The organism is Pedobacter sp. (assembly GCF_965249885.1).
Lineage (GTDB): Bacteria > Bacteroidota > Bacteroidia > Sphingobacteriales > Sphingobacteriaceae > Pedobacter.
In genome coordinates this window covers 3,194,322-3,219,403 of record NZ_OZ252254.1, presented here as the reverse complement: position 1 = coordinate 3,219,403, position 25,082 = coordinate 3,194,322, and the positions used below count along the sequence as shown (strand labels likewise).

Annotated in this window: 20 protein-coding genes; 13 read left to right on the top strand and 7 right to left on the bottom strand. The window is 37.7% G+C overall.

Annotation, left to right across the window (positions count from 1 at the left end):
• Nucleotides 1–290: 290 nt before the first annotated feature.
• Together ACY2A0_RS13695 and ACY2A0_RS13690 are read right to left on the bottom strand one after the other, a co-directional pair.
• Entirely contained in the window at nucleotides 291–650 is a 360-nt protein-coding gene (locus tag ACY2A0_RS13695) for a CoA-binding protein (RefSeq protein WP_461790043.1), read from the bottom strand.
• 48 nt (nucleotides 651–698) lie between these two features.
• On the bottom strand, nucleotides 699–2,246 hold the full coding sequence (locus tag ACY2A0_RS13690; protein ID WP_461790042.1) for an NAD(P)/FAD-dependent oxidoreductase: 1,548 nt from the start codon (nucleotides 2,244–2,246) through the stop codon (nucleotides 699–701).
• A 176-nt stretch (nucleotides 2,247–2,422) separates the two neighbouring features.
• On the opposite strand from ACY2A0_RS13690, the gene ACY2A0_RS13685 reads away from it, so the two are divergent.
• From ACY2A0_RS13685 to ACY2A0_RS13660, 6 genes are all read left to right on the top strand, one after another.
• The gene (locus ACY2A0_RS13685) at nucleotides 2,423–3,004 is read left to right on the top strand and encodes a LemA family protein (RefSeq protein WP_461790041.1); all 582 of its coding nucleotides are present in this window, start codon (nucleotides 2,423–2,425) and stop codon (nucleotides 3,002–3,004) included.
• Between the two features lie 85 nt (nucleotides 3,005–3,089).
• Nucleotides 3,090–3,527: a TPM domain-containing protein gene (locus ACY2A0_RS13680; RefSeq protein ID WP_461790040.1), complete on the top strand. Its 438-nt coding sequence runs from the start codon at nucleotides 3,090–3,092 to the stop codon at nucleotides 3,525–3,527.
• A 47-nt stretch (nucleotides 3,528–3,574) separates the two neighbouring features.
• Nucleotides 3,575–4,339 carry a TPM domain-containing protein gene (locus ACY2A0_RS13675; RefSeq protein ID WP_461790039.1) on the top strand — a complete coding sequence of 255 codons (765 nt, stop codon included), beginning with the start codon at nucleotides 3,575–3,577 and terminating at the stop codon, nucleotides 4,337–4,339.
• 91 nt (nucleotides 4,340–4,430) lie between these two features.
• Entirely contained in the window at nucleotides 4,431–4,817 is a 387-nt protein-coding gene (locus ACY2A0_RS13670) for a hypothetical protein (RefSeq protein WP_461790038.1), read from the top strand.
• Nucleotides 4,818–4,897: 80 nt separating this feature from the next.
• Nucleotides 4,898–5,452 carry an NUDIX hydrolase gene (locus ACY2A0_RS13665; RefSeq protein ID WP_461790037.1) on the top strand — a complete coding sequence of 185 codons (555 nt, stop codon included), beginning with the start codon at nucleotides 4,898–4,900 and terminating at the stop codon, nucleotides 5,450–5,452.
• Between the two features lie 6 nt (nucleotides 5,453–5,458).
• Nucleotides 5,459–5,836 carry a DUF423 domain-containing protein gene (locus ACY2A0_RS13660; RefSeq protein ID WP_461790036.1) on the top strand — a complete coding sequence of 126 codons (378 nt, stop codon included), beginning with the start codon at nucleotides 5,459–5,461 and terminating at the stop codon, nucleotides 5,834–5,836.
• 9 nt (nucleotides 5,837–5,845) lie between these two features.
• Here the strand turns inward: ACY2A0_RS13660 and ACY2A0_RS13655 are convergent, their stop codons facing one another.
• The 5 genes from ACY2A0_RS13655 to kbl form a co-directional block, all read right to left on the bottom strand.
• Entirely contained in the window at nucleotides 5,846–6,421 is a 576-nt protein-coding gene (locus tag ACY2A0_RS13655) for a TetR/AcrR family transcriptional regulator (RefSeq protein WP_113637635.1), read from the bottom strand.
• Nucleotides 6,421–6,834, bottom strand: a complete 414-nt coding sequence (locus ACY2A0_RS13650; RefSeq protein ID WP_461790035.1) for a Rieske (2Fe-2S) protein — start codon at nucleotides 6,832–6,834, stop codon at nucleotides 6,421–6,423. Before ACY2A0_RS13650 ends, ACY2A0_RS13655 begins: the two co-directional genes overlap by 1 nt.
• 1 nt (nucleotide 6,835) lies before the next feature.
• A complete protein-coding gene (gene pheS, locus ACY2A0_RS13645; protein WP_461790034.1) occupies nucleotides 6,836–7,876 on the bottom strand; it encodes a phenylalanine--tRNA ligase subunit alpha in 1,041 nt (346 codons plus the stop codon).
• 124 nt (nucleotides 7,877–8,000) lie between these two features.
• A complete protein-coding gene (locus ACY2A0_RS13640; protein WP_461790033.1) occupies nucleotides 8,001–8,906 on the bottom strand; it encodes an alpha/beta hydrolase in 906 nt (301 codons plus the stop codon).
• A 45-nt stretch (nucleotides 8,907–8,951) separates the two neighbouring features.
• Nucleotides 8,952–10,142 (bottom strand): glycine C-acetyltransferase, encoded by a 1,191-nt coding sequence (gene kbl, locus ACY2A0_RS13635; protein ID WP_461790032.1) that lies wholly within the window; start codon nucleotides 10,140–10,142, stop codon nucleotides 8,952–8,954.
• Between the two features lie 115 nt (nucleotides 10,143–10,257).
• Here kbl and ACY2A0_RS13630 point away from each other — a divergent pair, with 115 nt between their 5' ends.
• The 7 genes from ACY2A0_RS13630 to ACY2A0_RS13600 all read left to right on the top strand — a co-directional run bounded on the left by ACY2A0_RS13630 (nucleotide 10,258) and on the right by ACY2A0_RS13600 (nucleotide 25,042).
• A complete protein-coding gene (locus ACY2A0_RS13630; protein ID WP_461790031.1) occupies nucleotides 10,258–12,711 on the top strand; it encodes a DUF5686 and carboxypeptidase regulatory-like domain-containing protein in 2,454 nt (817 codons plus the stop codon).
• A 110-nt stretch (nucleotides 12,712–12,821) separates the two neighbouring features.
• Nucleotides 12,822–15,281 carry a DUF5686 and carboxypeptidase regulatory-like domain-containing protein gene (locus ACY2A0_RS13625; RefSeq protein WP_461790030.1) on the top strand — a complete coding sequence of 820 codons (2,460 nt, stop codon included), beginning with the start codon at nucleotides 12,822–12,824 and terminating at the stop codon, nucleotides 15,279–15,281.
• Nucleotides 15,282–15,418: 137 nt separating this feature from the next.
• Nucleotides 15,419–16,351 (top strand): oxygen-dependent tRNA uridine(34) hydroxylase TrhO, encoded by a 933-nt coding sequence (gene trhO / locus ACY2A0_RS13620; protein ID WP_461791063.1) that lies wholly within the window; start codon nucleotides 15,419–15,421, stop codon nucleotides 16,349–16,351.
• A 168-nt stretch (nucleotides 16,352–16,519) separates the two neighbouring features.
• A complete protein-coding gene (locus ACY2A0_RS13615; protein WP_461790029.1) occupies nucleotides 16,520–19,423 on the top strand; it encodes a triple tyrosine motif-containing protein in 2,904 nt (967 codons plus the stop codon).
• A gap of 255 nt (nucleotides 19,424–19,678) precedes the next feature.
• On the top strand, nucleotides 19,679–22,705 hold the full coding sequence (locus ACY2A0_RS13610) for a SusC/RagA family TonB-linked outer membrane protein (protein ID WP_461790028.1): 3,027 nt from the start codon (nucleotides 19,679–19,681) through the stop codon (nucleotides 22,703–22,705).
• An 11-nt stretch (nucleotides 22,706–22,716) separates the two neighbouring features.
• A complete protein-coding gene (locus ACY2A0_RS13605; RefSeq protein WP_461790027.1) occupies nucleotides 22,717–24,198 on the top strand; it encodes a RagB/SusD family nutrient uptake outer membrane protein in 1,482 nt (493 codons plus the stop codon).
• Between the two features lie 19 nt (nucleotides 24,199–24,217).
• Entirely contained in the window at nucleotides 24,218–25,042 is an 825-nt protein-coding gene (locus ACY2A0_RS13600; RefSeq protein ID WP_461790026.1) for a LamG domain-containing protein, read from the top strand.
• Nucleotides 25,043–25,082: the final 40 nt, after the last annotated feature.

Sequence of the window (25,082 nt, the reverse complement as noted above, 5' to 3'; positions counted from 1 at the left end):
TTCTTGCGCAATACTGAAATGGGTATTTTTTGATTCACGTAATACAACTCACTGGAATACAGTTAAAAAAATTTCAGTATCAATCGAACAATATGCGTTAAAAAGTGTTTACACGCTCAATTCAGATACAAACTTGGATTGCTGCAAATGAAAACGGCGTGTTTTGCAAGGGTTAGCGTATAATAAACCCGATGGAAACGAAAAGCCCGCATCCCGAGAATTCGGGAGCGGACTTGTAGTGTACAGCGGGGCTGTACTATAATATATGTAATGCTATTGCTTTTCTATAATCAATATTGTCCTGTTGCCAAAAGAACCAATGTACACGCCTCAGTGTAATCGATGTCATTTGCATCTAATACCCTTTGTAATTCCCTATTTTTAGTGCCCGGATTAAAAACAACTCGCTTAGGCTTGGTTGCTACTATATAATCAAAGTACTGCGGTTGAGTTGCGGGCCCTATATATAAAGTAATGGTATCAATATCCGGATGAATATGTTCGGGCTTTTCGATAGCCACTCCAGCCACGTCACCCGTTTTAACTCCAACATTTACGATTTGATGACCACGACCGGTAAGCATATGGGCTGCTTTATAGGAATATCTGCTAGGATCAGGACTTGCGCCGATGATGAGTGTTTTTTTCATTTTGATAATTTGGTTATGCGTGCTCTTTGATTAAACGATTTTACTAGCCTAATGTTTATGCAGATTTAGAATTGCGTTGGCACAATTAATTCCATCGATAGCTGCCGAGACGATTCCACCTGCATAGCCAGCCCCTTCGGCACAAGGATACAAGCCTTTGACCTGCGGGTGTTGAAAGGTTTCCTTATCACGTGGTATGCGTACTGGCGATGAAGTTCGGCTTTCTACTCCGACCAAAATTGCATCATTGGTATAGTAGCCTTTCATTTTTTTGCCGAATAAAGGAAGTGCGCCCTTTAAACTTTGCGAAACAAAATCTGGAAGTATATTATCTAACATTACACTTTTGGTGCCTGGCAAATAAGAATTTTTAGGCAAATCGATGGATAATCGATTCTCCACAAAATCGACCATACGTTGTGCCGGAGCAACCAAATTGCCACCGCCCGCTTCGAATGCCCTCTGCTCGATGGCAGATTGGAAATTTAACATTCGCAAAGGATCATAGCCTTGTACATCATCGAGCGTGATTTGCACTACTGTACCCGAATTGGCGAAAGGGTTGTTGCGCTTTGAAGGAGACCAACCGTTAACTACTATTTCATTTAAATCTGTTGCACAAGGAGCGATGATTCCTCCTGGACACATACAAAACGAAAATACGCCGCGGCTTTTCACCTGTTCAACCAAACTATAATAAGCAGGTGGCAGGTACTCGCTACGGATATCGCAATGGTACTGCGCCTGATCAATTACGTTTTGAGGATGCTCTATACGAACTCCAAGGGCAAAGGGCTTGGCTTCAATTAGGATATTCTTGCTATGTAAAAGTTCATAAATATCTCTGGCCGAATGCCCAGTTGCTAAAATCACAGCATCAGCGTTGATTTCCTGATGGTGATTAACGATGATACCCTTTACTTTACCGTTTTCAATAATGAGATCTGTTAGCTTGGCATCAAAAATTACTTCACCACCATTTTCTAATATGGTTTGGCGGATAGCGGTGATGATATGCGGTAGTTTATTTGTACCAATGTGTGGACGGGCATCGACCATGATATCAGGGTGGGCGCCGTGTTGCACAAATATTTGTAATACCTTATTGATATCGCCACGTTTATTGGAACGCGTGTACAACTTACCATCAGAGTAAGTACCTGCCCCACCTTCGCCATAGCAGTAGTTTGATTCGGTATTTACTAAACCTTGTTTATTGATAGCCGCCAAATCCCTACGTCGTTGCTTAACATCTTTACCACGCTCTATCACAATAGGCTTCAACCCAATTTCAATACATTGCAATGCCGCAAACAAACCAGCGGGCCCTGCCCCTACTATGATGACCTTTTTATCATCGCTTACTTTATTATATGTTAAAGTTTGCGGTTCAGGTACAAAATTCTCATCAATATATGCTCGAATTTGCATACGATACACCACTTTTCTAGAGCGAGCATCTATAGACCTCTTTAATATATTGAAATGATTGATTCGGCTTTGATGAATATTTAGCGAATTAGCAAGGCGATCTAGAATGGCCTTGTCGTTATCAACGTTGTTTGGTTCAACGGTTATTTCGATGTCTTTTTGCATATGATTAGTCAAGTTTTTATCTTGAACGATACAAAATTAGTAAATTGAGCTTATTGTTTAGCGATTTGATACAATATATATAAGGTATGGCACTTTGTCAGTTTTTTGTATGTTTAAGTAACAAGGTATGAATATTGCTATCTAACTAACAAAATAAAAACCTAATAAGAATTAACATGAAAAAAGTTTTAATTGGCATTGTTGCAGTTTTAGCGATAATAGCTTTGTTTAGTGGCTGTGGATATAATAGTTTAGTTAAACTAGATGAAGATGTTAAAACAAAATGGGGCGCTGTTGAAGCTCAATATCAAAGAAGAGCTGATTTGATTCCTAATTTAGTAAGTACTGTTAAAGGTGCTGCGAAATTTGAACAATCTACATTGACCGCCGTAATTGAAGCCCGCAGTAAGGCAAGCCAAATTACAGTTGATCCAAACAAATTGACCGAAGAGAATATTCAAAAATATCAGGCTGCTCAAGGTCAGATTACACAAGCATTGGGAAGGCTGATGGTACTTACCGAAAACTATCCACAGTTAAAAGCTACGGATCAGTTCAGAGATTTGTCGGCACAGCTTGAAGGCACCGAAAATAGAATTACAGTTGCAAGAACTGACTACAACGCTGCTGTTCAAACTTACAACACTAAAGTAAGATCATTTCCGAATAACTTAACTGCTGGAATGTTTGGTTTTAGTCAGAAAGCAGCTTTTAAAGCTGATGCGGGTTCGCAAAATGCTCCTAAAGTAGAATTTTAGTTATAAAGCAGTATTAATTAAGGGTAATGTATAACTTACAGCACGTTGGAGTTTACGTTACCCTTTAATTTTAATTTGAGTTAGCATGTCTATTTTTAGTACCAAAGAACAAGAGCAGATTGCACAAGCAATAACGGAAGCTGAAAAAGCAACTTCAGGCGAAATACGAATTGCTGTAGAAAAATATTGTAAAGGCGACGCTTATGAAAGAGCAACTGGCTACTTCCACGAATTGGGTATGGATAAAACGGCATTACACAATGGTGTATTGATTTATCTGGCAACCGAAGATCACAAATTTGCCATTATTGGAGATAAAGGAATTAATAATTTAGTGCCTTCTGATTTCTGGGAAACTACAAAAACTGCCATGAAGGCTCATTTCATGTCAGGAAATTTATGCGACGGCATTATTGCTGGAATAGCATTGGCTGCAGAAAAGCTTTCTATATTTTTTCCTTACCAAAAAGATGATGTGAATGAACTTCCTAACGACATCGTTTTTCTAGATCCGCAGCAATAATTGAACTACATTTAACGATGTAGCACCTTAACACATATCACCCTACAATGAAAAGGCTATCACTATTATTATATATTTTATTTATCACGGTTGGCGGCTTTGCACAGGAATTTCCTGCAAAGCCAAATCGCTTAGTAAATGATTATACGAACACATTATCTTCTACTCAGATTGCAAGCTTAGAAAGTAAATTGGTTGCTTTCGATGACTCGACATCTAATCAGATTGCAGTTGTAGTTATTAAATCCGTTGGTGACTATGATATTAACGAATACGCTTATAAATTAGGAAGAGCTTGGGGCGTTGGTGGTAAAGAAAAAAGTAACGGTGTTGTATTGTTAGTTGCACTTGGCGACCGCAAGCTTTCTATACAAACTGGCTACGGTTTAGAAGGCGCACTACCGGATATCTACACCAAACGCATTATTGAGAATGACATAAAGCCGTATTTTAAAGACGGCAACTATTACGAAGGAATTAATTCAGGGGTGGATTCCATTATTAAGTTAACTAAAGGCGAGTATAAAAATGACAAACCTAGAGGAAGGAAAGGTCCCGGTGGAGCTGGCTCTGGCTTAATCATCTTAATTATCGTTATCATCATTATCATCTTAATTAAAAGAGGAGGCGGCGGAGGCGGAGGCCAAGTTATTGGTGGACGCGGCGTTTCGGACGCAATTTTTTGGGGATTGCTTTTTGGCAGCGGACGTAACTCTGGAGGAGGCGGCTTTGGCGGCGGTAGCAGCGGAGGAGGTTTCGGCGGCTTTGGCGGCGGAAGTTTTGGCGGCGGTGGCAGTAGCGGAAGTTGGTAGTTAGTGGTTAGTAGTTAGTGGTTAGTGGTTAGTGGTTAGTGTTGTGATTGCCGCACGATTGAAGGTTTAGTCTTTTAAAAATTTGTTTTCTATGTACAGGAGAGATTTGATTACTGCAGAAATAGAACGTTTAGCACAGGTGTTAGCGAGAATAATGGGCCTAAAGCTTGATGGTGATTTTGCAAAAGCTAGCGATTTGTTTAACGAAACAATGGCTCAGTCTTTCCTATTGCCAAGCACTATTTTGGATAACCAAAACTTGGATGCTTTTAAAAACTGGCTAACCAAAAGCAATTTATCAGCTGAAAAGCTTGACTCGTTAAGTGAATTTTTGTTCTATGAATTAGGAACAAACGCAGAACGCAATCAAATCATTGCGCCTAAGCTCAACCTCATCTATCAAGTGCTTGCAGAACAACACAAAATTGTTCATCTTGTTAACTTCCACCGACAAGAGATTATACAACAATACCTTTAATAAAAAATTAGACTGAATAAGATTTCCTTAGAATGGCCAAGCTATTTTAAATTTTTACTTTTGCCCTTGAATTGATAAGCATGGAAATAAAAAAATGGCAAAAACTTGCCTCCAAATATTTAGTTAGGGAAAAATGGGCTACATTAAGGGTAGATACTTGTAAACTTCAGAACGGTACAATTAAGGATGATTATTACGTACTGGAATATCCTAACTGGGTTAACGCTATTGCCCTAACCACGGAAAATCAAATCATCATGGTGCGCCAATACCGATTTGCGGGTGATATTATTTCTCTCGAAATTCCGGGCGGAGTTATTGATGATGGCGAAGCGCCAGAAATAGCCGTAAAACGAGAACTACTGGAAGAAACAGGCTACACTTTTGACACCTGTGAGCTAATCGCAACGCTTTATCCCAACCCAGCTACGGCTAACAATCAAACTTTTACCTATTTACTAACTGGTGGCGTAAAAACCCACGAACAACATTTAGATGAACATGAAATTTTAAATGTGGAATTGTACACCATTGAGGAGGTTAAAAATTTACTAAATGAAAATAAGATAGACCAAGCCTTACATGTAGCCGGTTTATTTTACGGCTTGAATAGACTTCAGGATAACAAAAATTAATTAACCGTGAGCAGCAACATCATCATTTTTACTGGAGGAACATTTGGTATATTAGCAATTGTACTTGGTGCGTTTGGCGCACATGCACTAAAGAAAGTGCTGTCTACAGAAAAACTTGCATCTTTCGAGGTGGGTGTACGGTATCAAATGTACAATGCTTTATTTTTATTGTTATTAGGTTTTAACACCAACGTATTCATTAGCAATGTGAAGTGGGCTTTCTATTTAGCTACCATAGGCACCATCCTATTCTCTTTCAGCATTTATCTTCTCGCATTGGCTGATCCATTGAAAAGGAACTTCAAATTTTTAGGCCCAGTTACACCAATTGGAGGATTGTTGATGATTTTAGGATGGGGCAGCTTACTTATTGCAATGCTTTAAATATAATAGCTAAAGTGCAGCTTTTACCAAATAAGGAAGGATTTCCTTTTGGAACGCCACGAAGTTTTTGCGTACATCGGCATCACTTACAGAGGTAAATGCAAACGAAAACACAATACTTTTACTAGCCTTTAATAAAAAAGCTAGCCCTCCCCTACGTGCTGGGTTATTTTTAAAGTGATCCAATTCTAGATATGCAGATAGCAATAAGGCTTCAAGTTGGTCAGAAAGGTGTTTCAGAAATTCCTGTGAATTGGCATTCTCACGTACAAAATCCCAGCCAATAAACTCATTACATACCGTAAAAGATAGTCTGCAAGTTTTCATTACCAGTGCTTTCAAATGTTCTTCCTCATCAGCAAATTGTGCTTTATTAGACAATATGCCGTGCAAATTCACATCTAAATAATCCATTAGGATAAAATCTAAAATCTGCTCCTTACTTTCGAAATACTTATAGATGGTTGCTTTTGCAATACGAGCCTTTTTGGCAATTTCGTTTACACTAGTTTTATGATAACCGTATTTCCTAAATAATTCCTTTGCGGCTCTTAGGATGCTATTTTTTATTTTCTCTGGTTCCATTAATTTTTTACGTAAAGCGTATTGCCAGCAACGTATGCGTTATAGCGTTTTAATGATGTTTTAGCAGGTGCTTTAACCGGACTGCCGTCATATAGTGAATATTTTGCACCTGATACAGGATCAGTAGCCGTTAACGACGGATCATCTAAAACCACTGCATTTTTTTGTTCCGGATTTACTGTACTGCACCTATCGTAAGCTACATACTGGTTATCCGCCCTGCGATAGATGATGATACCAGCTACGCCATGATTATTAAAACTAACCGCTCCGCCAGGTGTACTTAGCCTACTAATATTGGGATCAGTTAGTGGGGCACTAAAATTGACAGGGAAATCGGGCACAAAGTTCTGCTCTTTTCCACAAGCCGTGAAAAGTAGAAAAACCGATAATAAGCCCAAAATCCTTTTCATATTAAATTGTTGCCGACTGGTATTGTTTCAAGAAACGAACGTCGTTCTCTGAGAATAAACGCAAGTCTTTTATTTCAAATTTAAGGTTAGCTATACGTTCGATACCCATTCCAAAGGCAAAACCACTGTATTTTTTACTATCGATTCCACAGTTTTCCAACACATTTGGATCAACCATACCGCAGCCTAAAATCTCTACCCAGCCACTTCCTTTACACATTTGGCAACCGGCACCTTTACAGATGCTACAAGAAATATCCATTTCTGCACTAGGTTCAGTGAAAGGAAAATAAGATGGGCGGAAACGAACTTTAGTTCCCTCGCCGTATAGTTCCTGCACAAAGTAGAATAATGTTTGTTTCAAATCAGCGAATGAAACTTTCTCATCTACATACAAACCTTCTACTTGGTGGAAAAAGCAATGCGCTCTAGCAGAGATTGCTTCGTTACGATAAACGCGACCGGGCATTAGCGCTCTAAATGGCGGCTGACCAGCTTCCATCATTCTCACTTGCACCGAAGAGGTATGTGTACGCAAAGCGATATCACCATTTTCACCTCCTTTTTTGATGAAGAAAGTATCCTGCATATCACGAGCGGGATGCTCTTCAGGGAAATTTAAAGCAGAGAAATTATGCCAATCGTCTTCAATTTCTGGTCCTTCCGCAACGCTAAATCCCAATTTGTTAAAGATTTCGATGATTTCTCTACGAACGATGGCTAAAGGATGGCGTGTGCCAATTTCAAAACCTTCTCCAGGAAGAGTCAAATCCAAATCATCCCCTTCTACCGAATCCTGAGAAGCGCTAATGGTTTCATTTAATGTTTGATATTTAGCTTCGGCCAATTGCTTAAATTGATTCAGCACTTTTCCCAGTGTTCTTTTTTCTTCTGGAGAAACTGCTTTAAATTCGTCAAAAATATCTTTGATAATACCTTTGGTTCCTAAAAAGCGTATCCTGAATTGCTCTAGCTCAACAGCATTGTTGGTATCAAACGCATTGATCTCTTCTGTGTATTGCGTTATTTGGTCTTGTAACATGCGCCAAATATACATGTTTTTATCTCATTTTTTTGTCAGACCGAGTTCAAAAACTAACATGTAAACGTAATAAATACATAAAATGAACCGAACTAAGCTTTTGGTCGAACGAGATCAATTAAATTTAAAAACCGCTACTTAAAAATGATAACAATTCTATAAACACAAGTTGTATACTCCCTGCCGTGGTGAAACTGTGGTCGGCTCCGGGAATTTGCACAAACTTATGCGGAACGCCAAGCTGATTCAGTTTGCTTCCAAAAGCATCAAAAGTAGCCCTGTTTTGCTTAGGAAATGCGCCAACGGCGTTATTTTCTGGAAATATAGTTAGGGTATTAACTTTTTGGCTAGCGTTAGCCACATAAAGAGGGCTAATTGCTTTATAAAATCCTTCATTGGCCGGACTTGCATCATAACCTGTGTACCTGTAACCCAACTCCAGTACTTGAGCAGGCAAAGCACTATAATTAGGGATGTCAGTAAATGTTTGATCTAGCGCACCTGCCAAATTAGCAACCGCTTTAACTTTACTTGTATTTTTGTTTCCGTAAGTGTAAAGAAGACCTAAAGTTGCTCCGGCACTATGTCCTACTATAGCAATCTTTGAACTACTAATTTGCCAATCTTCTGCTTTTGAAATTACAAAATCAACAGCAGCAGAAACATCAGTCACTTGATCCGCCATCAAAATACTACTCTTTTTGTGAGTTATGGGATTTGTTTCTAAACCGCTTCCATCCACTAAGCGATAGTTGATATTTACTACGGCAAAGTCTCTCTTGTACAATTCTTCTACTAAACTAGCATAATCTGATTTATCGCCACCAATAAAACTTCCACCATGTATGAAAACGACTACTTTTGTGGCTGCACTCCTTTTAGCGGGCAAATAAACATCCATTTTTTGCAGACTATTGCTCCCATAACTAACATTTGAAAAGGTTTCTGCTTCTAAACTGGTGCTACTGGACTTTTTACAAGCGGCAGCTGATAACAATAAAAAAATTACACTCACAAATTTCATTCTCATATCTTATTTATTAGTTGCCGCTTGAAACCCTGTAAACTTTATGACCTATTTAATTACGCCTAAGTTTTTACCGACTTTAGTAAATGCAGCAATAGCTTTGTCCAAATGGTGTTGCTCATGTGCTGCTGAAAGTTGTACTCTTATACGTGCTTTACCTTGTGGCACTACTGGATAGAAAAATCCAATAACGTAAATGCCTTCCTCTAACATCTTCGCTGCAAATTCCTGAGCCACTTTAGCGTCGTACAACATCACTGGTACTATCGGGTGAAATCCGGGCTTGATATCAAATCCTGCCTCAGTCATCTTTTCTCGAAAGTATTTAGTATTGTATTCCAATTTATCTCTCAGTTCGGTAGTTTCGCTCAACATATCTAATACCGCCACAGAAGCTCCCGCTATTGAAGGTGCTAAGGTGTTAGAAAAAAGATACGGACGGGAGCGTTGGCGTAGCATCTCCACAATTTCCTTACGTCCTGAGGTAAATCCTCCAGAGGCTCCGCCCAAAGCCTTGCCCAAAGTCCCTGTGATGATATCAATGCGACCCATTACATCAAAATGTTCATGTGTACCGCGTCCGGTTTTTCCAATGAAACCCGAGCAGTGAGATTCGTCAATCATTACCAGTGCCTCATACTTATCTGCTAAATCACAAATTTTATCTAGCGGCGCAACTGATCCATCCATTGAAAATGCGCCATCAGTTACAATCATTCTATGTCTACAATCCTTTGCAGCAATCAATTGCTTCTCTAAGTCTTCCATGTCACAATTTTTGTAACGGAAGCGTTGAGCTTTACATAATCTTACGCCGTCAATAATTGAGGCATGATTAAGTTCATCGGAAATGATGGCATCTTCTGGTCCAAGCAAAGGTTCGAAAACCCCGCCGTTAGCATCAAATGCTGCTGCATATAAAATCGTATCTTCTGTTCCTAAAAACTTTGAAATTTTAGCCTCTAATTCTTTATGGATATCCTGGGTACCACATATAAAACGAACCGAAGACATGCCGTATCCATAATGATCTATTGCTTTTTTTGCTGCCTCAATCACTTTTGGATGCGACGACAGGCCTAAATAATTATTGGCACAGAAATTAACTACTTCATCGCCGGTACTAACTTTGATGTCTGCGCCTTGCGGAGTAGTAATAATTCTTTCGCGTTTATATAAGCCTGCTTGTTCAATTTCAGCAAGTTCTTTTTGTAAAACTGGTTGTAAGGTTTTATACATGGTTTAATCGTTTTTTTTGATTAAAAAAATCTGTACAAAGATAGTATTTTGGCGCTTAACAAACTTTAACAAGCGAAATATGTTTATGTAACCAATTACAGCTATATTTAACCTTATGAAGAATATATACCTCTTATTATTAAGTGCTCTCACCTTAATTAACGTTGCTTTTGCGCAACAGTTTGAAGTAAAAGGAAAAATTACCGATGTCGATGGCAACAGCATTCCATTTGTATCAGTTTTCATCAAGGGAACTACAAAAGGAGTATCTGCAAATACCGACGGACAATACGTAATTAATGTCGATAGAGGCATAGTAACCTTATCCTTTACCGCAGTAGGATACAAAACTGCCTACCAAACCATCGATGTATTTGCCAATACAACACTCAACAAAGCCCTAGATACCGAACACTACACCTTAAATAGCGTAGTAATAAAGGCTAACGGCGAAGATCCAGCATACAAAATCGTGAGAAATGCCATTAAAAATAGAAAAGCCTATCTGGAAGAAATATTTGCTTATAGCAACGACGTATATATTAAAGGCATGCAGAAGTTGGTAGGAGCGCCTAAGAAATTTTTTGGCAGAGATATTCAGAAAACACTCAATTTAGACACGAACAGGAATGGTATTTTATATCTGTCGGAATCTCAATCCAAATTTTCGTACATGAAACCTGATCGGATTAAAGAAGAGATGATCTCCTCTAAAACTTCTGGAAGCAATAATGCCTTTAGTTTCAACAAAGCTTCAGATATGAGGATCAACTTTTATGAGAACTTATTGCTTGCCAACACGGGATTAAGTGCTAGAAGTTTCGTATCACCAATTGCAGACAATGCGCTATTTTATTACAAATACAAATTACTCGGCAAAAGCGAAGAGAATGGTTTGGTGATTAACAAAATAGAGGTAACACCGAAAAGGAAAAACGATCCAGCTTTTAGAGGTGTAATCTACATTGCTGATGCAACTTGGCGTTTAATGGGAACCGATTTAAATTTAACCAAAGACGCCGGCGTTAACCTAATAGACACTTTAAATATTGCACAGCATTTTATTAAGATAGATAAATATTTTATGCCGGGCAATTTGAAATTTGAGTTTAATGGAAACGTACTTGGCTTCAAATTTAAAGGATACTTTGTCAGCTTCTACAGTAATTATAATATCAATCCTAAATTTGAAAAGGGATATTTTACACCAGAAATATTAAAGATTACCAAACAGGTTAACAAAAAAGATTCTACATACTGGGCTAATAACAGGCCCATCCCCCTTACTGAAGAAGAACGCAAGGACTATATCAAGAAAGATAGTATTGCTTTGCGCAAACAAAGTAAAGCTTATCTCGACTCATTAGAAAAGGCAAACAACAATTTTACCCCTGGAAAAATTATAATGACGAGTTATACTATTAACGACAGGTACAATAAGCGGAGCTACACCTTTGACCCCTTGATTAAATCGGTTTTTTATAATACGGTAGAAGGACTTGCAATTAAATACGGCGTTACTTACAGGAAAAGGTATGAGAATAATAAATTTTTAACTATTAGACCTGAAGCTAGATATGGTTTTAAAAACGAAATTTTCACCGCCAATTTGAATACTTATTATTACTATGATGCAATTAAACGGGCTGGAGTTGGACTTAATTTTGGCAGTGAAATCGCTGATTTAAATAATTATGGCACGATGACCTTACTGTCGAATACCATTAACAGTTTGTTGTTCGAAAGAAACTTCCCGAAATTCTATAAAAGGGAGTTCATCAATTTAAATACCCAGAGAGAACTAGCCAACGGACTACAGGCAATTTTATCAGTAGATTACTCGAGCAATACTGCACTAACTAACAGCACTTTATATAAATTTAAAGATTATGATGATCGGGCATTCACGTCAAACAATCCTTTAAATCCTACTGACGATGCTCCTTTTTTCCCTACTTATCAAACCGCAGCTGTAACCGCAGGAATTATTTACACATTTGGGCAAAAATATATCACCCGGCCAGATTCTAAAATATACACCGAATCAAAATATCCCAGGTTAACTTTAAGATATAAAAAAGCAATAGACGGGATTTTTGGATCAGATACGGATTATGATCTAATTACCTTCGAAGCCTATCAAGAGCGAATAGGGTTAGGCTTATTTGGCTACACCTCTTTTGTGTTAGGAGCTGGAAAATTCTTAAACAATAACAAAATTTACTACCCCGACTTTAAGCATTTTAGAGGTAACAATGCGCAGTTCTTCCCTCCTAACCTACGCAAATTTAGATTTTTGGACTTTTATCAATATAGCACCAATCAGCATTATTTGGAGGCACACCTGGAACATAACTTCTCTGGCTTTATCCTTAATAAAGTACCACTACTAAGAAAGTTAAAGTTAGAGGAAATAGTAGGTTTCAGCTATTTGACGCAGCCTCAAAAGAAGAACTATACGGAGTATTACTTCGGCATCCAACGTTTATTATTTGGTGTTAGCTACGGCATTGCCTACGATAATGGCAAAAAAGTTAATCAAGGATTCAGGTTCGCCTATGATTTTTAAATGGTGTTAAAGCCCCTCATACTTTTAGCAAGTAAGCATCGTTAAATGGCTACAACTAATTTCTTGTTGATATTAATAAGCTTTTTATTATTTTAAACAAAAAACGTTTAATGGTTTACTTTTTCCGGTATTTCTTATTGGGCTTGCTGTGCTTTGAGTCGGTGTTTTCATTAGCACAACAATATACGCTATCCGGGAAAATTACCGAAGCTAAAGGTACTGCGATTCCTTTCTCCTCAGTTTATGTGCATACCACTACTCAGGGAACTTCATCAAACATTGACGGTCAATATAAACTTAGCCTTCCTAAGGGAGAAATCGAACTATTATTTAGCGCCGTAGGCTATGAAGACCGTAAAATTAACCTCAAGATAAACGAGAACACGACTTTAGATATCGTATTGGCTCCAAAAATCTTCACTTTAAACGATGTAATTATCAAATCATCAGGCGAAAAACGTGCTGAGGAAATCATCAAAAAGGTAATTGCCAAACGCAGCACTTTACTTAATGAAGTGCAGGCATTTTCGGCTGAAGTTTATACTAAGGCCATGCAAAAATTACATAAAGCTCCGCGTCGATTTTTTGGCAGAGATGTAGCCACCATACTAGAGTTAGATAGTAACAGACAAGGAATTATTTACCTTTCGGAAACCGAATCTAAACTAGATTTTAAACAGTACCACAAAGTTAAAGAAGTAATGGTATCGTCTAAAATTGCGGGGGATGACAAAGGCTTTAGTTTTAATAAGGCTTCAGACTTGATGGTTAATTTCTACGAAAACATTCTGTTTGAAGATAAACTTTGCGTTAGGGGTTTTGTATCGCCAGTGGCGGATAATGCCCTCTCTTACTACCAATACAAATTGCTAGGCACTAACGAAGAAAATGGCAAAGTCATTAGTAAAATACAAGTTATCCCCAAACGTAAACATTCGCCAACGTTTAATGGGACTATTTATGTAGTCAACAATGATTGGCGCTTAAGTGCTGTTGACCTTTCAATTACCAAAGAAAACGGGATGGAGTTGATTGATTCCTTAAATGTAACACAGCAATTATTAGAGGTATCAGGCATTTACGTTCCGCAGTCTATCCAATTTAGCATCGCTGGCAAATTATTAGGATTTCAGTTTTCAGGCTATGTACTTGGCGTATTTAAAAACTACAATGTACGGCCTAACTTTAATAAAAACTTTTTTACCAAGGAGATATTAAAAGTTGAAAAATCATCCAACAGGAAAGATCCATTGTATTGGGAAAAACATCGTTCGGTGCCACTTACAGAGGAAGAATTTAACAACTACTTGAAAAAAGATAGTGTCAGCAAACTGAAAGCTTCTCAAAAATATCTCGATTCAATTGATCAAGTAAAAAATCGCTTTAATCCGTTACAAGTACTTGTAACACCCTATATTTATTACCGGAGCTACAATAAAAAAAGCATCACTTTTGATCCTGTGGCTACTTCGGTTTTTTTCAATACGATAGAAGGCCTGGGACTAAAATATGCAGCAACTTGGCGGCAAGGTTTTGATGATGGAAAGTATTACAGCATTAAACCAGAGGTTCGCTATGGCTTTGCAAACGAACATTTCAATCCTAATATAAAAGCGAAATATCTTTACGACCCGATAAAGAACGCAACAGTGGCCATAGGATTTGGTTCTGAAATTGCCAATTTAAACGCTCAAGAACAAACTAATTTACTCCAAAATACCATCAACACATTGGTATTTGGAAAAAATGTGGCTAAATTTTACGAACGTAAATTTTTCAATATTGAAGCCTCAAGAGAATTTGCCCCTAGTTTTGAGCTAAAACTATATGCAGAGTACGCTAACAGAAGTGCTTTAACAAATAGTAACTTTACCAACTTTGGGAAAAACTCTGAATTCACTTCAAACAATCCATTTAAACCCGACGATGAGAACAGTTTGCTTTTCCCAAATCACAAAGCTTTTATAGTAAGTGGAACCTTGGCTTATACTGTTGCACAAAAATACATCACTCGCCCTGACGGCCGATTTTACATGGAAAGCAATTATCCAAGGATAGAATTCAATTATAAACGAGGTATTAAAGGTGTTTTCGGTTCGGAAGTAGATTACGACTTTATTTCGGTGGAACTTTATCAAAAAAAGCTACAATTGGGTATGCTTGGTAAATCGTCGCTACTGTTGGGCGCAGGAAAATTCCTTACGTCGGAAAAGTTAAATTATCCCGACTGGAAGCACTTCAGAGCTAACCAAAGTATTGTGTTTAACCCTGATGAGCGTTATTTTCAATTCTTAGATTTTTACGTTTTTAATACAACTAAGCAGTATTTTGAAGCGCATTTCCAACACAATTTTGGTTCTTTTTTCCTCAACCGAATACCGCTGTTAAGAAAATTGAAACTTGAAGAAATTATTGGTGCCGCTTATTTATCGTCGCCAGAGAAAAGAAACTACAATGAATTCTATTTTGGGATCAAGCGTTTAAATTTCAGAATTCACTATGGTTACGCTTACGACAGAGATATGCTAATTAAGAAAGGATTTAAGTTTTCTTATGGGTTTAATCTCTAGTTTTAGTCATTAAATACAGTTTTCTAATATTAAAGATGCAAAATATGATTCGAGCAATGTGACGAAAATCAGCTTTGCCAAACCATAATTAAGCACTATCTTTGCAACGTTAAACGCCGTTTGCAACGGTATCAATAATTATGAAATACAACACCTTACTTTATTACTGCTATTCTCCAATAGCAGATGCAGAACAATTTGCTGCAGATCACTTAGCTTTTTGTAAATCTTTAGGATTAGTAGGCCGAATTATCGTTGCAGATGAGGGCTTGAATGGAACTGTTTCAGGTACAGTGGAAGCTTGCGAAGCATATATGAAACATATTCACTCGGATGAACGTTTCGCTAAAACCGAGTTTAAAATCGATGAAGTTGATGAGCCTTCCTTTATCAAAATGCACTGTAGGTACAAAGCTGAAATTGTACACTCGGGATTGAGGGACAAAACGATCATTGACCCTAACAAACGCACTGGAAAGCATTTGGAGCCTAAAGAGTTTAGCGAAATGATTGATAGAGACGATGTAGTAATTCTGGACGTTCGCTCGAATTACGAACATAATTTAGGTAAATTCAAAAATGCAGTTACGCTAGATATCGATAATTTTAGAGATTTCCCTGAGCAAATAGAAGCATTGGCTCAATACAAGGATAAGAAAGTACTTACCTATTGTACCGGCGGCATAAAGTGCGAAAAAGCTTCAGCTTTACTTTTGCATCACGGCTTTAATGATGTTTATCAGTTACATGGAGGCATTATCAAATATGGTAAAGAAGCTGGTGGAAAAGATTTCGAAGGTAAATGTTATGTTTTTGATAACAGAATTGCTGTAGACGTAAACTCTGTAAATCCAACAGTAGTTAGCAAGTGTTTTAATTGTGGAACTACCACACCTAAAATGATCAATTGTGCTAACCCCGAATGCAATGAGCATTTTACGCAGTGCGACGCTTGCGGAGAAGAATTACAGGGATGTTGTTCAACCGCTTGCATGGAACACCCAAGAAAACGACCTTACGACGGCACGGGATATTACGTAAAAGTACCACAGCAAGTATTAGCAAAATAGTTTTACTGGCTTCAAACCCCTTATTTTCTTTAATTTAACTATATCGGTAATTACACCAAATTGCCAGTGCCTTACTATGTAACATGCGATCATAGCGATAAGCTGTAACTTTCAACGCTTTTCCATTAATTTTTCTAATTTGCATTGTCTACAAAAAAGAAATCTGCTATGAGAGTTGGCAAATTATATTATTTCATTTTTTTAACGTTCATGTTAACGGGCATCACCAGCTCCCACGCTAGTGATATTCCAAGAATAGGTGTACCGTACATCCAAAATTTTAGCAAAGCGCTGTACCTAGCGGGCAACCAAAATTGGTCTGTTGCAAAAAATAGCAAAGGCGTAATGTTCTTTGCTAATTCTAACGGATTACTAAGTTACAATGGAAAATACTGGCAAAAACATGAGCTACCTAATAAGCAAATTGTACGATCTGTGGCCATTGGCAACGAAGGATTTGTATACACCGGCGGATTTGGTGAATTTGGCTATTGGAAACATGAAAATAAAGAACTAAGATATCACTCCCTTACAAAATTACTACCCAAATCGGTTAAGCTTACAGGCGAAGTTTGGAAAATCTATGTCCTAGGAAAAAAAATTTACTTTCAAACCTTTTCTGAAATTTTCATTTATCATGATCAAAAAATAGAAGTAATCAAAGCAGTCAACAACTTGCTTTTTACACATCAGGTAAACAACCGCTTGTTTGTGGAAGTGATCGATAATGGACTGTTTGAAATTAAAGGCAAGCAATTGGTTAAGCTAATGGGAAGTGAAATATTAGGAAAGACCGGAGTGCTTTCTATTTTGCCTTTCAAGAACAATCAATTGTTAATTGGCACCGGTAAAAACGGCCTTTTTACATACGATGGTACACTTTTTACCCCATTCTACAGTCAAGCTAACAGTTTCCTAAAAACTTTCCAGCTTAATAATGGCACTAGGGTGTTTAATAATTATTATGCGTTCGGTACTATCTTAAACGGAGTAATCATTATTGATGATATTGGCAACATCGTTCAAACGATTAACAAAACGAGCGGCTTACAAAACAATACGGTATTAAGTATTTTTAATGATGCTGAAAGTAATTTATGGGTTGGTTTGGATAATGGCATAGACCGCATAGAATTGAATTCGCCCTTATCATTCTACTTTGATAAAACAGGCAGGTTTGGCACAGTGTATTCAAGTTTAATACATCAAGATAAAATTTACTTGGGAACTAATCAGGGTCTATTTTATAGCAATTGGAATAGTGGCTTAAAAAACGTAAGCAACAACTTTGATTTTAAGCTCATACCAAATTCGCAGGGTCAGGTCTGGGATCTCAGCAAAATAGATAACCAATTAATCTGCGGTCATAACAACGGTACATTTACTGTAACTGGCGATAAAATTGAAAAGATATCTCACATTAACGGCGGCTGGACACTTAAAAAGCTGACTTCAAATCCTAACGTTTTAATACAAGGAACTTATACCGGACTGTGTATTTTTATAAAAAACGCAACTGGAAGATGGAGTTTTAGCCATCGCGTAGAGGGATTTGGAGAGCCTTCTAGGTATGTTGAGCAAGATTATAAAGGAAATATCTGGGTAAGTCATGCGTATAAGGGCTTGTATAGAATTAATCTGAGTGATGACTTAAGAAAAGCAGTAAAAGTTAAATATTTTGATGAAGCAAATGGACTGCCTAATAGTTTCAACATCAACACTTTCAACCTAGAAAACCGAATAGTATTTTCGTCAGATTCAGGTTTCTATATCTACGATGATATCGCTAATAAGTTCAGCAAATACCAAGAACTAAATCAAAAATTAGGAAGCTTCAGTACATCTAACAAAATTATCAAAGCTGGCAATGGCAAGTATTGGTTCATTAACCGGGGACGGATGGGACTAAGTAATTTCTTAGAACCTGGAAATATCAAAATTGACTCTAACAGATTCAACATATTGGATTCGCGTATGGTTCAATATTATGAAAACATTAGCCAGATTAGCAATAACATATATCTAATTAGTGTTGATGACGGCTTTGCAATTTATAATGATGCATTAGCCACATCCATTAAGCTCAATAAAAAACTACCTAAAGTTATTATAGGAAAAATTGAGGACATTACCGATAAGTATAGTCTCATTACAGAAAGTGGTGATGCTGAAAATGAATTAGACATACCTTTCTCTAGAAATAGCATTCGAATTTCATTCGCTTTACCCTACTATCGCTTAGCAAAAATAAAGTTCCAATATTACTTAGATGGTTATTCGAAACAATGGTCTGACTGGAATACAGCAACGCAAAAAGATTTCACCAATTTAAGTAATGGCACATACACATTTAAGGTACGAGCGAAAATTGACGAGAATACAATTAGTGAAGTAAGTGAAATCAAAGTGATCATCCTCCCACCTTGGTATGCCAGCAATTGGGCTTGGGTGTGTTACTTCATCATTGCAGTTGCTGGGTTGGTTATCGGAAAAAAAATATACGAAACCAAATTACAACGAGACCAGCAAAAAATTGCCGAAAAACTTCAAAGGGAAAAAGAAGAATATTTGAAGAAGAAAGCAGAAGCAACAGAAAAGCAAATTAGCAAACTACAAACAGAAAAGCTACAAACTGAATTGGCGGGCAAAAGTAGAGAGTTGGCCAATTCAGCAATGAGTTTAGTTTACAAAAATGAGCTACTCCAAAAGATTAGTCAAGAGTTGAATAAACTTCGTGAAAACAAAGAACATAAATCGCCAGAAGATCAATTGAGAAAAATTCAAAAAATTATTGATGACGGCATGAACGACGAAAGAGACTGGAATCTTTTTGAAAAAAGCTTTAACGAAGCGCATGAGAGTTTCTTCAAAAAGCTCAAAGTTAATCATCCCGACTTGGTACCCAATGATCTTAAACTTTGCGCATATTTGAGAATGAACATGAGCAGCAAGGAGATGGCTTCATTATTAAATATATCAGTTAGGGGGGTTGAAATCCGCCGATATCGTTTGCGTAAAAAACTTGCAGTACCGCATGATAAAAATCTGACTGAGTTTTTGATCGAGATTTAACACTACATCATTACCTCTCACTTCTGAAAAAACTTAAACACAAAGGAAGTGATTAATGACCACAATGTAGTAGTATTTTTTTGATAGTAGAATTATAAAAAAGTGCCTTTATAGCTATTTTATAGCGCTATCACTCACTTTTTGAGATACCCTTTAAACCTTGCATGATGTAGTGATGTGCAAGTGCAAATATTTGCTTAATAGATACAAAAGTTGAACATTCGAGTATTCAAATAATCAAATATTAATAACGGTATGAAAAAAATCTTTACAGAATTCTCTGTTATTGCCTGCTTTTTATTACTACTATTTTCAGACGTTGCCTATGCCCAAAATGTTACAGTTAAGGGTACGGTAAAAGATGAACAAAATCTTCCTATACCGGGAGTTAGCATTGTAGTTAAAGGCACGAGCAACGGCGTACAAACAGACGCCACTGGAAGTTACACAATTAGTGCCCCTGGAAACGGCATGTTGGTGTTTTCATCTATTGGTTTCGCAAACCAAGAAATTCCAGTTAACAACAAAACTATTTTAAATGTTAAGCTGACTTCATCAGCAAGCGATCTTCAACAAGTAGTCGTAGTAGGATATGGCACGCAACGAAAAATTGACGTTACCGGTGCTGTAGCGTCAGTAAAAGGAGAAGATATATCGAAGCAAGCATCAGTTAATGCTGTTAGCGCCTTACAAGGAAAAGTTGCGGGTGTTAGTATAACAAATTCGGGTGCTCCTGGCTCATCACCTCAAATTTCCATTAGAGGTACAGGCACTATTTTCGGAAACCTCGGAGTATTATATGTAGTAGACGGTGTTTGGTATGACGATATTAGTTTCTTAAATCCAGCTGACATCGCCGATATGAGTATTTTAAAGGATGCTTCTTCACAATCAATTTATGGTATTAGGGCTGCAAACGGCGTTATTCTTGTAACTACCAACAAAGGTAAATCTGGAAATCCAATAATTAGCTATAATGGCTCAGTTGGCTATAAAAAAGTCACTAATCAAATTGAAATGGCTAATGCAACCGAATACGCTACAATAATAAATGAGCTATCAGCTGCTAATTCATCGCCACTGCTTTTTGCCAATCCATCTAGTTTTGGTGAAGGCACTAACTGGTATAATCAAGCATTTCAAAATGCATTACAAACTAATCACCAAATCTCAATTAACGGAGGCACCGAAAAAACAAACTATAACTTCTCTTTGGGTTATACCGATGAAGACGGAATAGTTAAGACCCAAAATTGGAAACGCTACACTTCGAAATTCTCAAACGACTTCCAAGTTTCTAAAGCGATTAAGTTAGGTTATTCATTATCTGGTACTGCAATTAATTCTAATGATATTAATGGAGGTATTTTTAGGCAACTATATGCTGCAGGTCCAGTAGTTCCTGTTTATTATGCTGATGGTACATACGGAGACGCAAATGATTTCAGTCTTGGCGGTGGCAATAACTTCAACCCACAGGTGACTTTAGATTTCTTTAACCAAAAATCTAAAAACTACCGAATTAACGGAAACGTATTTGCCGAAGTAAACTTTGCTAAAAATTTTACGTTTAGAACCAGTGCAGGTGGTGAATTTGGACAAAATGAGGTTAGAGGTTACACACCAGTTTATCAAGCCACTCAAGGTCAACGAAATGATATCAGCAAATTGACTGTGAACAGAGCGGAGAACAGAAACTGGATATTGGAAAATACTCTAACCTACAAAAACACTTTTGGAGACCATAATTTAACTGTTTTAGCTGGAACAACTGCTCAACGTAGGAAAAGCTATTACATCAACTCAAGTGCATTAAATGTGCCATATTCAAGCGAAGGCGACTTATATCTTGCCTTAGGTACAGCATCTAACCGTGAGGTAGTAGACGGAGGTAGTTTATCCACATACCTATCTTATTTCGGTAGAGCAAACTATTCTTTTAAAAATAGATACTTATTAAACGCTACTTTACGTGCTGACGCGGCATCACAATTTTTTGGCGGCGGTGATCTCTGGGGCTATTTCCCTGCCGTTGGAGCAGGCTGGATAATTTCAAATGAAAGCTTCATGAAAGATCAAAAAGTATTTAGCAACTTAAAATTAAAGGGATCTTGGGGCAAAGTTGGTAATGCAGGTGTTCCAGTTAATCCTACTACACTTACCGTTACCCAAAGTCCAGGTTATGTAGCCATATTTAATGGTGTAGCTTACACTGGTGCAAGTGTAGCATCGCTAGTGCCATCCTTCTTAAACTGGGAACGTACAACTGGTACCGACATTGGTTTAGAAGCATCGATGCTTAACAATAGACTGAGCATTGAGGCAGGTTACTATAATAAGAAAACAGAGCAAGCGATTTTCGAAATTCCAATATTAAGTTCAATAGGTACCTCATCTAGCAATATGATCGGTAACCAAGCTGATTTCAGAAACAGAGGTTTCGAGTTTTTAGGAACTTGGAAAGATCAAACTAAAAATGGGTTGACATATTCAATCAGTGGAAACATTGGTATCAACAACAACAAAGTAATATCGGTAATCACAGGTCTAAATCCAATTTATGGTGGTGGACAAGGTATCGCAAATGGGGCTTTAGCTACTAGGACAGTACAAGGAGGTGCAATAGGCGAATTTTTCGGATATAGAGTGAATGGAATATTCCAAAATACTCAAGAAATAACTAGTTCTGCTCAACCAAATGCGAAACCGGGCGACTTTCGTTATGTAGATCAAAACGGTGATGGAGTTATCGATGGTAAGGACAGAGTGGTATTAGGTAATCCGAATCCGAAATATAGTTATGGCATTAACACTTCATTTGCATATAAAGGATGGGATTTAACTTTAGATATCCAAGGCGTTGCGGATGTAGATGTTTACAATGCTAACATTGCCTACAGATTCGGTAACGAGAATTTCAGCAAAGATTTTTACAACAATAGATGGCACGGCCAGGGAACTTCGAACACCTATCCTTCTGCAAATGTTGGTTCAACTGTAAATGCAGCACCTAATTCATTCTATGTCGAGGATGGATCATATATCCGTTTAAGGACTGTTCAGCTAGGTTACGTACTTCCAACCAGTTTAACTAGCAAATGGACCATGAAAAAAGTAAGAGTATTTCTTGATGCACAAAATGCTATCAACATATTTGGATACAAAGGATTTACGCCTGAAATCGGTTATGATGCTGGAGCTGGTCCAATTTCAAGAGGAATTGACGCTAATGTGTATCCTTTATCAGCAATCTACAGATTCGGTCTTCAAGTTCAATTTTAATAGATACTAAGATGAAATTTATTCAAAACACAGATATTCAAAAGTTTGGAGTTATCGCATTGTGCGTTGGAACATTAGCGTTTCCAGCGTGTAAAAGGGATTTTTTAAATATCGATCCCCAAGCCAAACAACAAGCAGTTACATTTTGGAAAACACAAGAGGATGCTACCAAGGCAGTTAATGCAATTTACGCCAACCTGAGATCTTGGGGCAATACAGCATTTCCCGCTTTAGCGGTGGAAAGTATTCCTGGTGACGATGCAGAAAAAGGAAGTGACCCAAATGATGCTAGTTATCTAAACAATTTTGACAATTATACCGCCTCTTCAACAGAAGGTCAATTTCAAGGATTTTGGGAAGCACAATATCAAAATATAAATCTTTGCAACCAAGTACTAGATAACGTTCCAGCAATTAGCATGGATGCCAACTTAAAAGCTCGTTATTTGGCTGAAGCAAAATTTGTTCGTGCTTATTCCTATTTTAGGTTGGTACGTGCATTTGGCGATGTCCCTCTTCGCCTGAACGTACCAAAAGACGCATCGGAATTTAACATCCCTAGAACTCCAAAAGCTCAGGTTTACGCTGCGATTGAGAAAGATTTAGATGATGCCGCGGCTGTTCTACCTCCAAACTATACATCAGTTGATTTAGGTAGAGCTACCAAAGGTGCTGCCTTAGGTTTACATGCAAAAGTAGCCATGTATTTAGGGAAATGGGATCAGGTATTGGCATATACGAATACGGTGATGACAATGGGTTACGATCTCTATCCGAATTTCCAAGAAAGCTTCCGTACTAATAGAGAAAATAACATCGAATCAATATTTGAAATTCAATGTGAGCTCTTATTAAACAACAAGGACGCATCTAACTCGCAGTATAGTCAGGTACAAGGTGTTAGAGGTACAGTTGGAGGTTGGGGATTTAATGTTCCAACAACAACGTTAGCTGCAGCCTTTGAGACGGGTGATGTTAGAAGGGATGCAACGATTATATTTAGGGGAGAAACTACTCCGCAGGGAGATGCTATACCTACCAGCGTCCCTAATCCTATGTACAATGAGAAATCTTACGTGCCGTTTAGCCAGATCGTTTCAGGATATACAGAAGGATCTCAGCAAAATGTTCGTGTTTTACGGTATGCCGATATCCTACTTATGAATGCAGAGGCCGCTAACGAACTGAATAATCCAACTTTGGCAAAAACATCACTCAACAAAGTTCGTGCTCGTGCTCGCGGCGGCGTAGTTGGTGTACTACCTGATGTTACAACGAATGATAAAACTGAATTGAGAAATGCTATTTGGAAAGAAAGACAAGTAGAACTGGCAATGGAATCTGACCGCTATTTCGATGTAATTAGACAAGGACGCGGTACGGCAGTATTCGGTCCAAAAGGTTGGAAGGCAGGTAAAAATGAAGTTTGGCCAATACCTTTAACGGAGATAGATAAAAGTGCGGGAACGCTTACTCAAAATCCTGGATATTAACCGATAATCTAAATTAGAAATGAAAACAAAATATTTTTTATTAATAGCAATTGTAGGCCTAGGTTTGTCTTCATGTCAAAAGAAATTCGATCCTACTAGCTACGCACCTCCATTAAATATTGGAGGCTATACAAGTGCAAAACAAATTGCGCCAAGTAATCTAGTTGCTTATTGGGCATTTGATGGTAGCTTAATTGATAGCGTATCTAATGTAACAGGCACAAATACAGGAACTTCATTTGCTGGAGGCATAAAAAGACAGTCATTACAAGGCGCACTAAATAGTTATGTCGTTACGCAATCATCGGCAAAAGTAAAAAACTTGCAAAGTTTCACACTAACGGAGTGGGTCAACACACCTCCTCCATCAACTGGAATTCTTGGCCTTTTCAGCCTTTCAAATACTAATCAATTCTGGGGAAACTTAGAAGTTTTCATCGAAAACGGAAGTAGTAACGAAAACGGAAAGCTAAGAATTCACATTAACAAAAATGGCGACAAAACATATTCTTTAGATAATGTTGCTAATCTATTCAACAAATGGATTGCTCTTGCGGTGTCGTACGATGCTGCCACCAATATGGTTAAAGTCTATGTGAACGGATCCAGAGTAGGCTCTGGGACTGTAACTGGACTAACAGGACCATTATCATGGACAGATACGGGAAACATCGTTTTTGGCACAGTGCAGTTTCAAACTAATCCAAGTCAAACTAGTAGTACTGGTGCACAAGGATGGGCAAGTTTCCTAACTGGAAGAATTGACGAGGTTAGAATCTATGATAAAGCTTTATCTGATGCAGACATCGGCTCTTTAGCTAAGTTAGAAGGAAGAGGAAAGTAATTTCCTAAGTTAAAACATTAAAGGGCTGTTAACACAGCCC

Bases quoted from the DNA above. Each gene is read 5' to 3' on its own strand.
- ACY2A0_RS13675 (WP_461790039.1), top strand. From the start codon at position 3,575: ATGAAAAGGCTATCACTATTATTATATATTTTATTTATCACGGTTGGC.
- ACY2A0_RS13630 (WP_461790031.1), top strand. From the start codon at position 10,258: ATGAAGAATATATACCTCTTATTATTAAGTGCTCTCACCTTAATTAAC.
- ACY2A0_RS13625 (WP_461790030.1), top strand. From the start codon at position 12,822: ATGGTTTACTTTTTCCGGTATTTCTTATTGGGCTTGCTGTGCTTTGAG.
- ACY2A0_RS13640 (WP_461790033.1), bottom strand. From the start codon at position 8,906: ATGAGAATGAAATTTGTGAGTGTAATTTTTTTATTGTTATCAGCTGCC.
- kbl (WP_461790032.1), bottom strand. From the start codon at position 10,142: ATGTATAAAACCTTACAACCAGTTTTACAAAAAGAACTTGCTGAAATT.
- ACY2A0_RS13600 (WP_461790026.1), top strand. From the start codon at position 24,218: ATGAAAACAAAATATTTTTTATTAATAGCAATTGTAGGCCTAGGTTTG.
- ACY2A0_RS13610 (WP_461790028.1), top strand. From the start codon at position 19,679: ATGAAAAAAATCTTTACAGAATTCTCTGTTATTGCCTGCTTTTTATTA.
- ACY2A0_RS13605 (WP_461790027.1), top strand. From the start codon at position 22,717: ATGAAATTTATTCAAAACACAGATATTCAAAAGTTTGGAGTTATCGCA.
- ACY2A0_RS13670 (WP_461790038.1), top strand. From the start codon at position 4,431: ATGTACAGGAGAGATTTGATTACTGCAGAAATAGAACGTTTAGCACAG.
- ACY2A0_RS13680 (WP_461790040.1), top strand. From the start codon at position 3,090: ATGTCTATTTTTAGTACCAAAGAACAAGAGCAGATTGCACAAGCAATA.
- ACY2A0_RS13615 (WP_461790029.1), top strand. From the start codon at position 16,520: ATGAGAGTTGGCAAATTATATTATTTCATTTTTTTAACGTTCATGTTA.
- ACY2A0_RS13665 (WP_461790037.1), top strand. From the start codon at position 4,898: ATGGAAATAAAAAAATGGCAAAAACTTGCCTCCAAATATTTAGTTAGG.
- pheS (WP_461790034.1), bottom strand. From the start codon at position 7,876: ATGTTACAAGACCAAATAACGCAATACACAGAAGAGATCAATGCGTTT.
- ACY2A0_RS13650 (WP_461790035.1), bottom strand. From the start codon at position 6,834: ATGAAAAGGATTTTGGGCTTATTATCGGTTTTTCTACTTTTCACGGCT.
- ACY2A0_RS13655 (WP_113637635.1), bottom strand. From the start codon at position 6,421: ATGGAACCAGAGAAAATAAAAAATAGCATCCTAAGAGCCGCAAAGGAA.
- ACY2A0_RS13695 (WP_461790043.1), bottom strand. From the start codon at position 650: ATGAAAAAAACACTCATCATCGGCGCAAGTCCTGATCCTAGCAGATAT.
- ACY2A0_RS13685 (WP_461790041.1), top strand. From the start codon at position 2,423: ATGAAAAAAGTTTTAATTGGCATTGTTGCAGTTTTAGCGATAATAGCT.
- ACY2A0_RS13690 (WP_461790042.1), bottom strand. From the start codon at position 2,246: ATGCAAAAAGACATCGAAATAACCGTTGAACCAAACAACGTTGATAAC.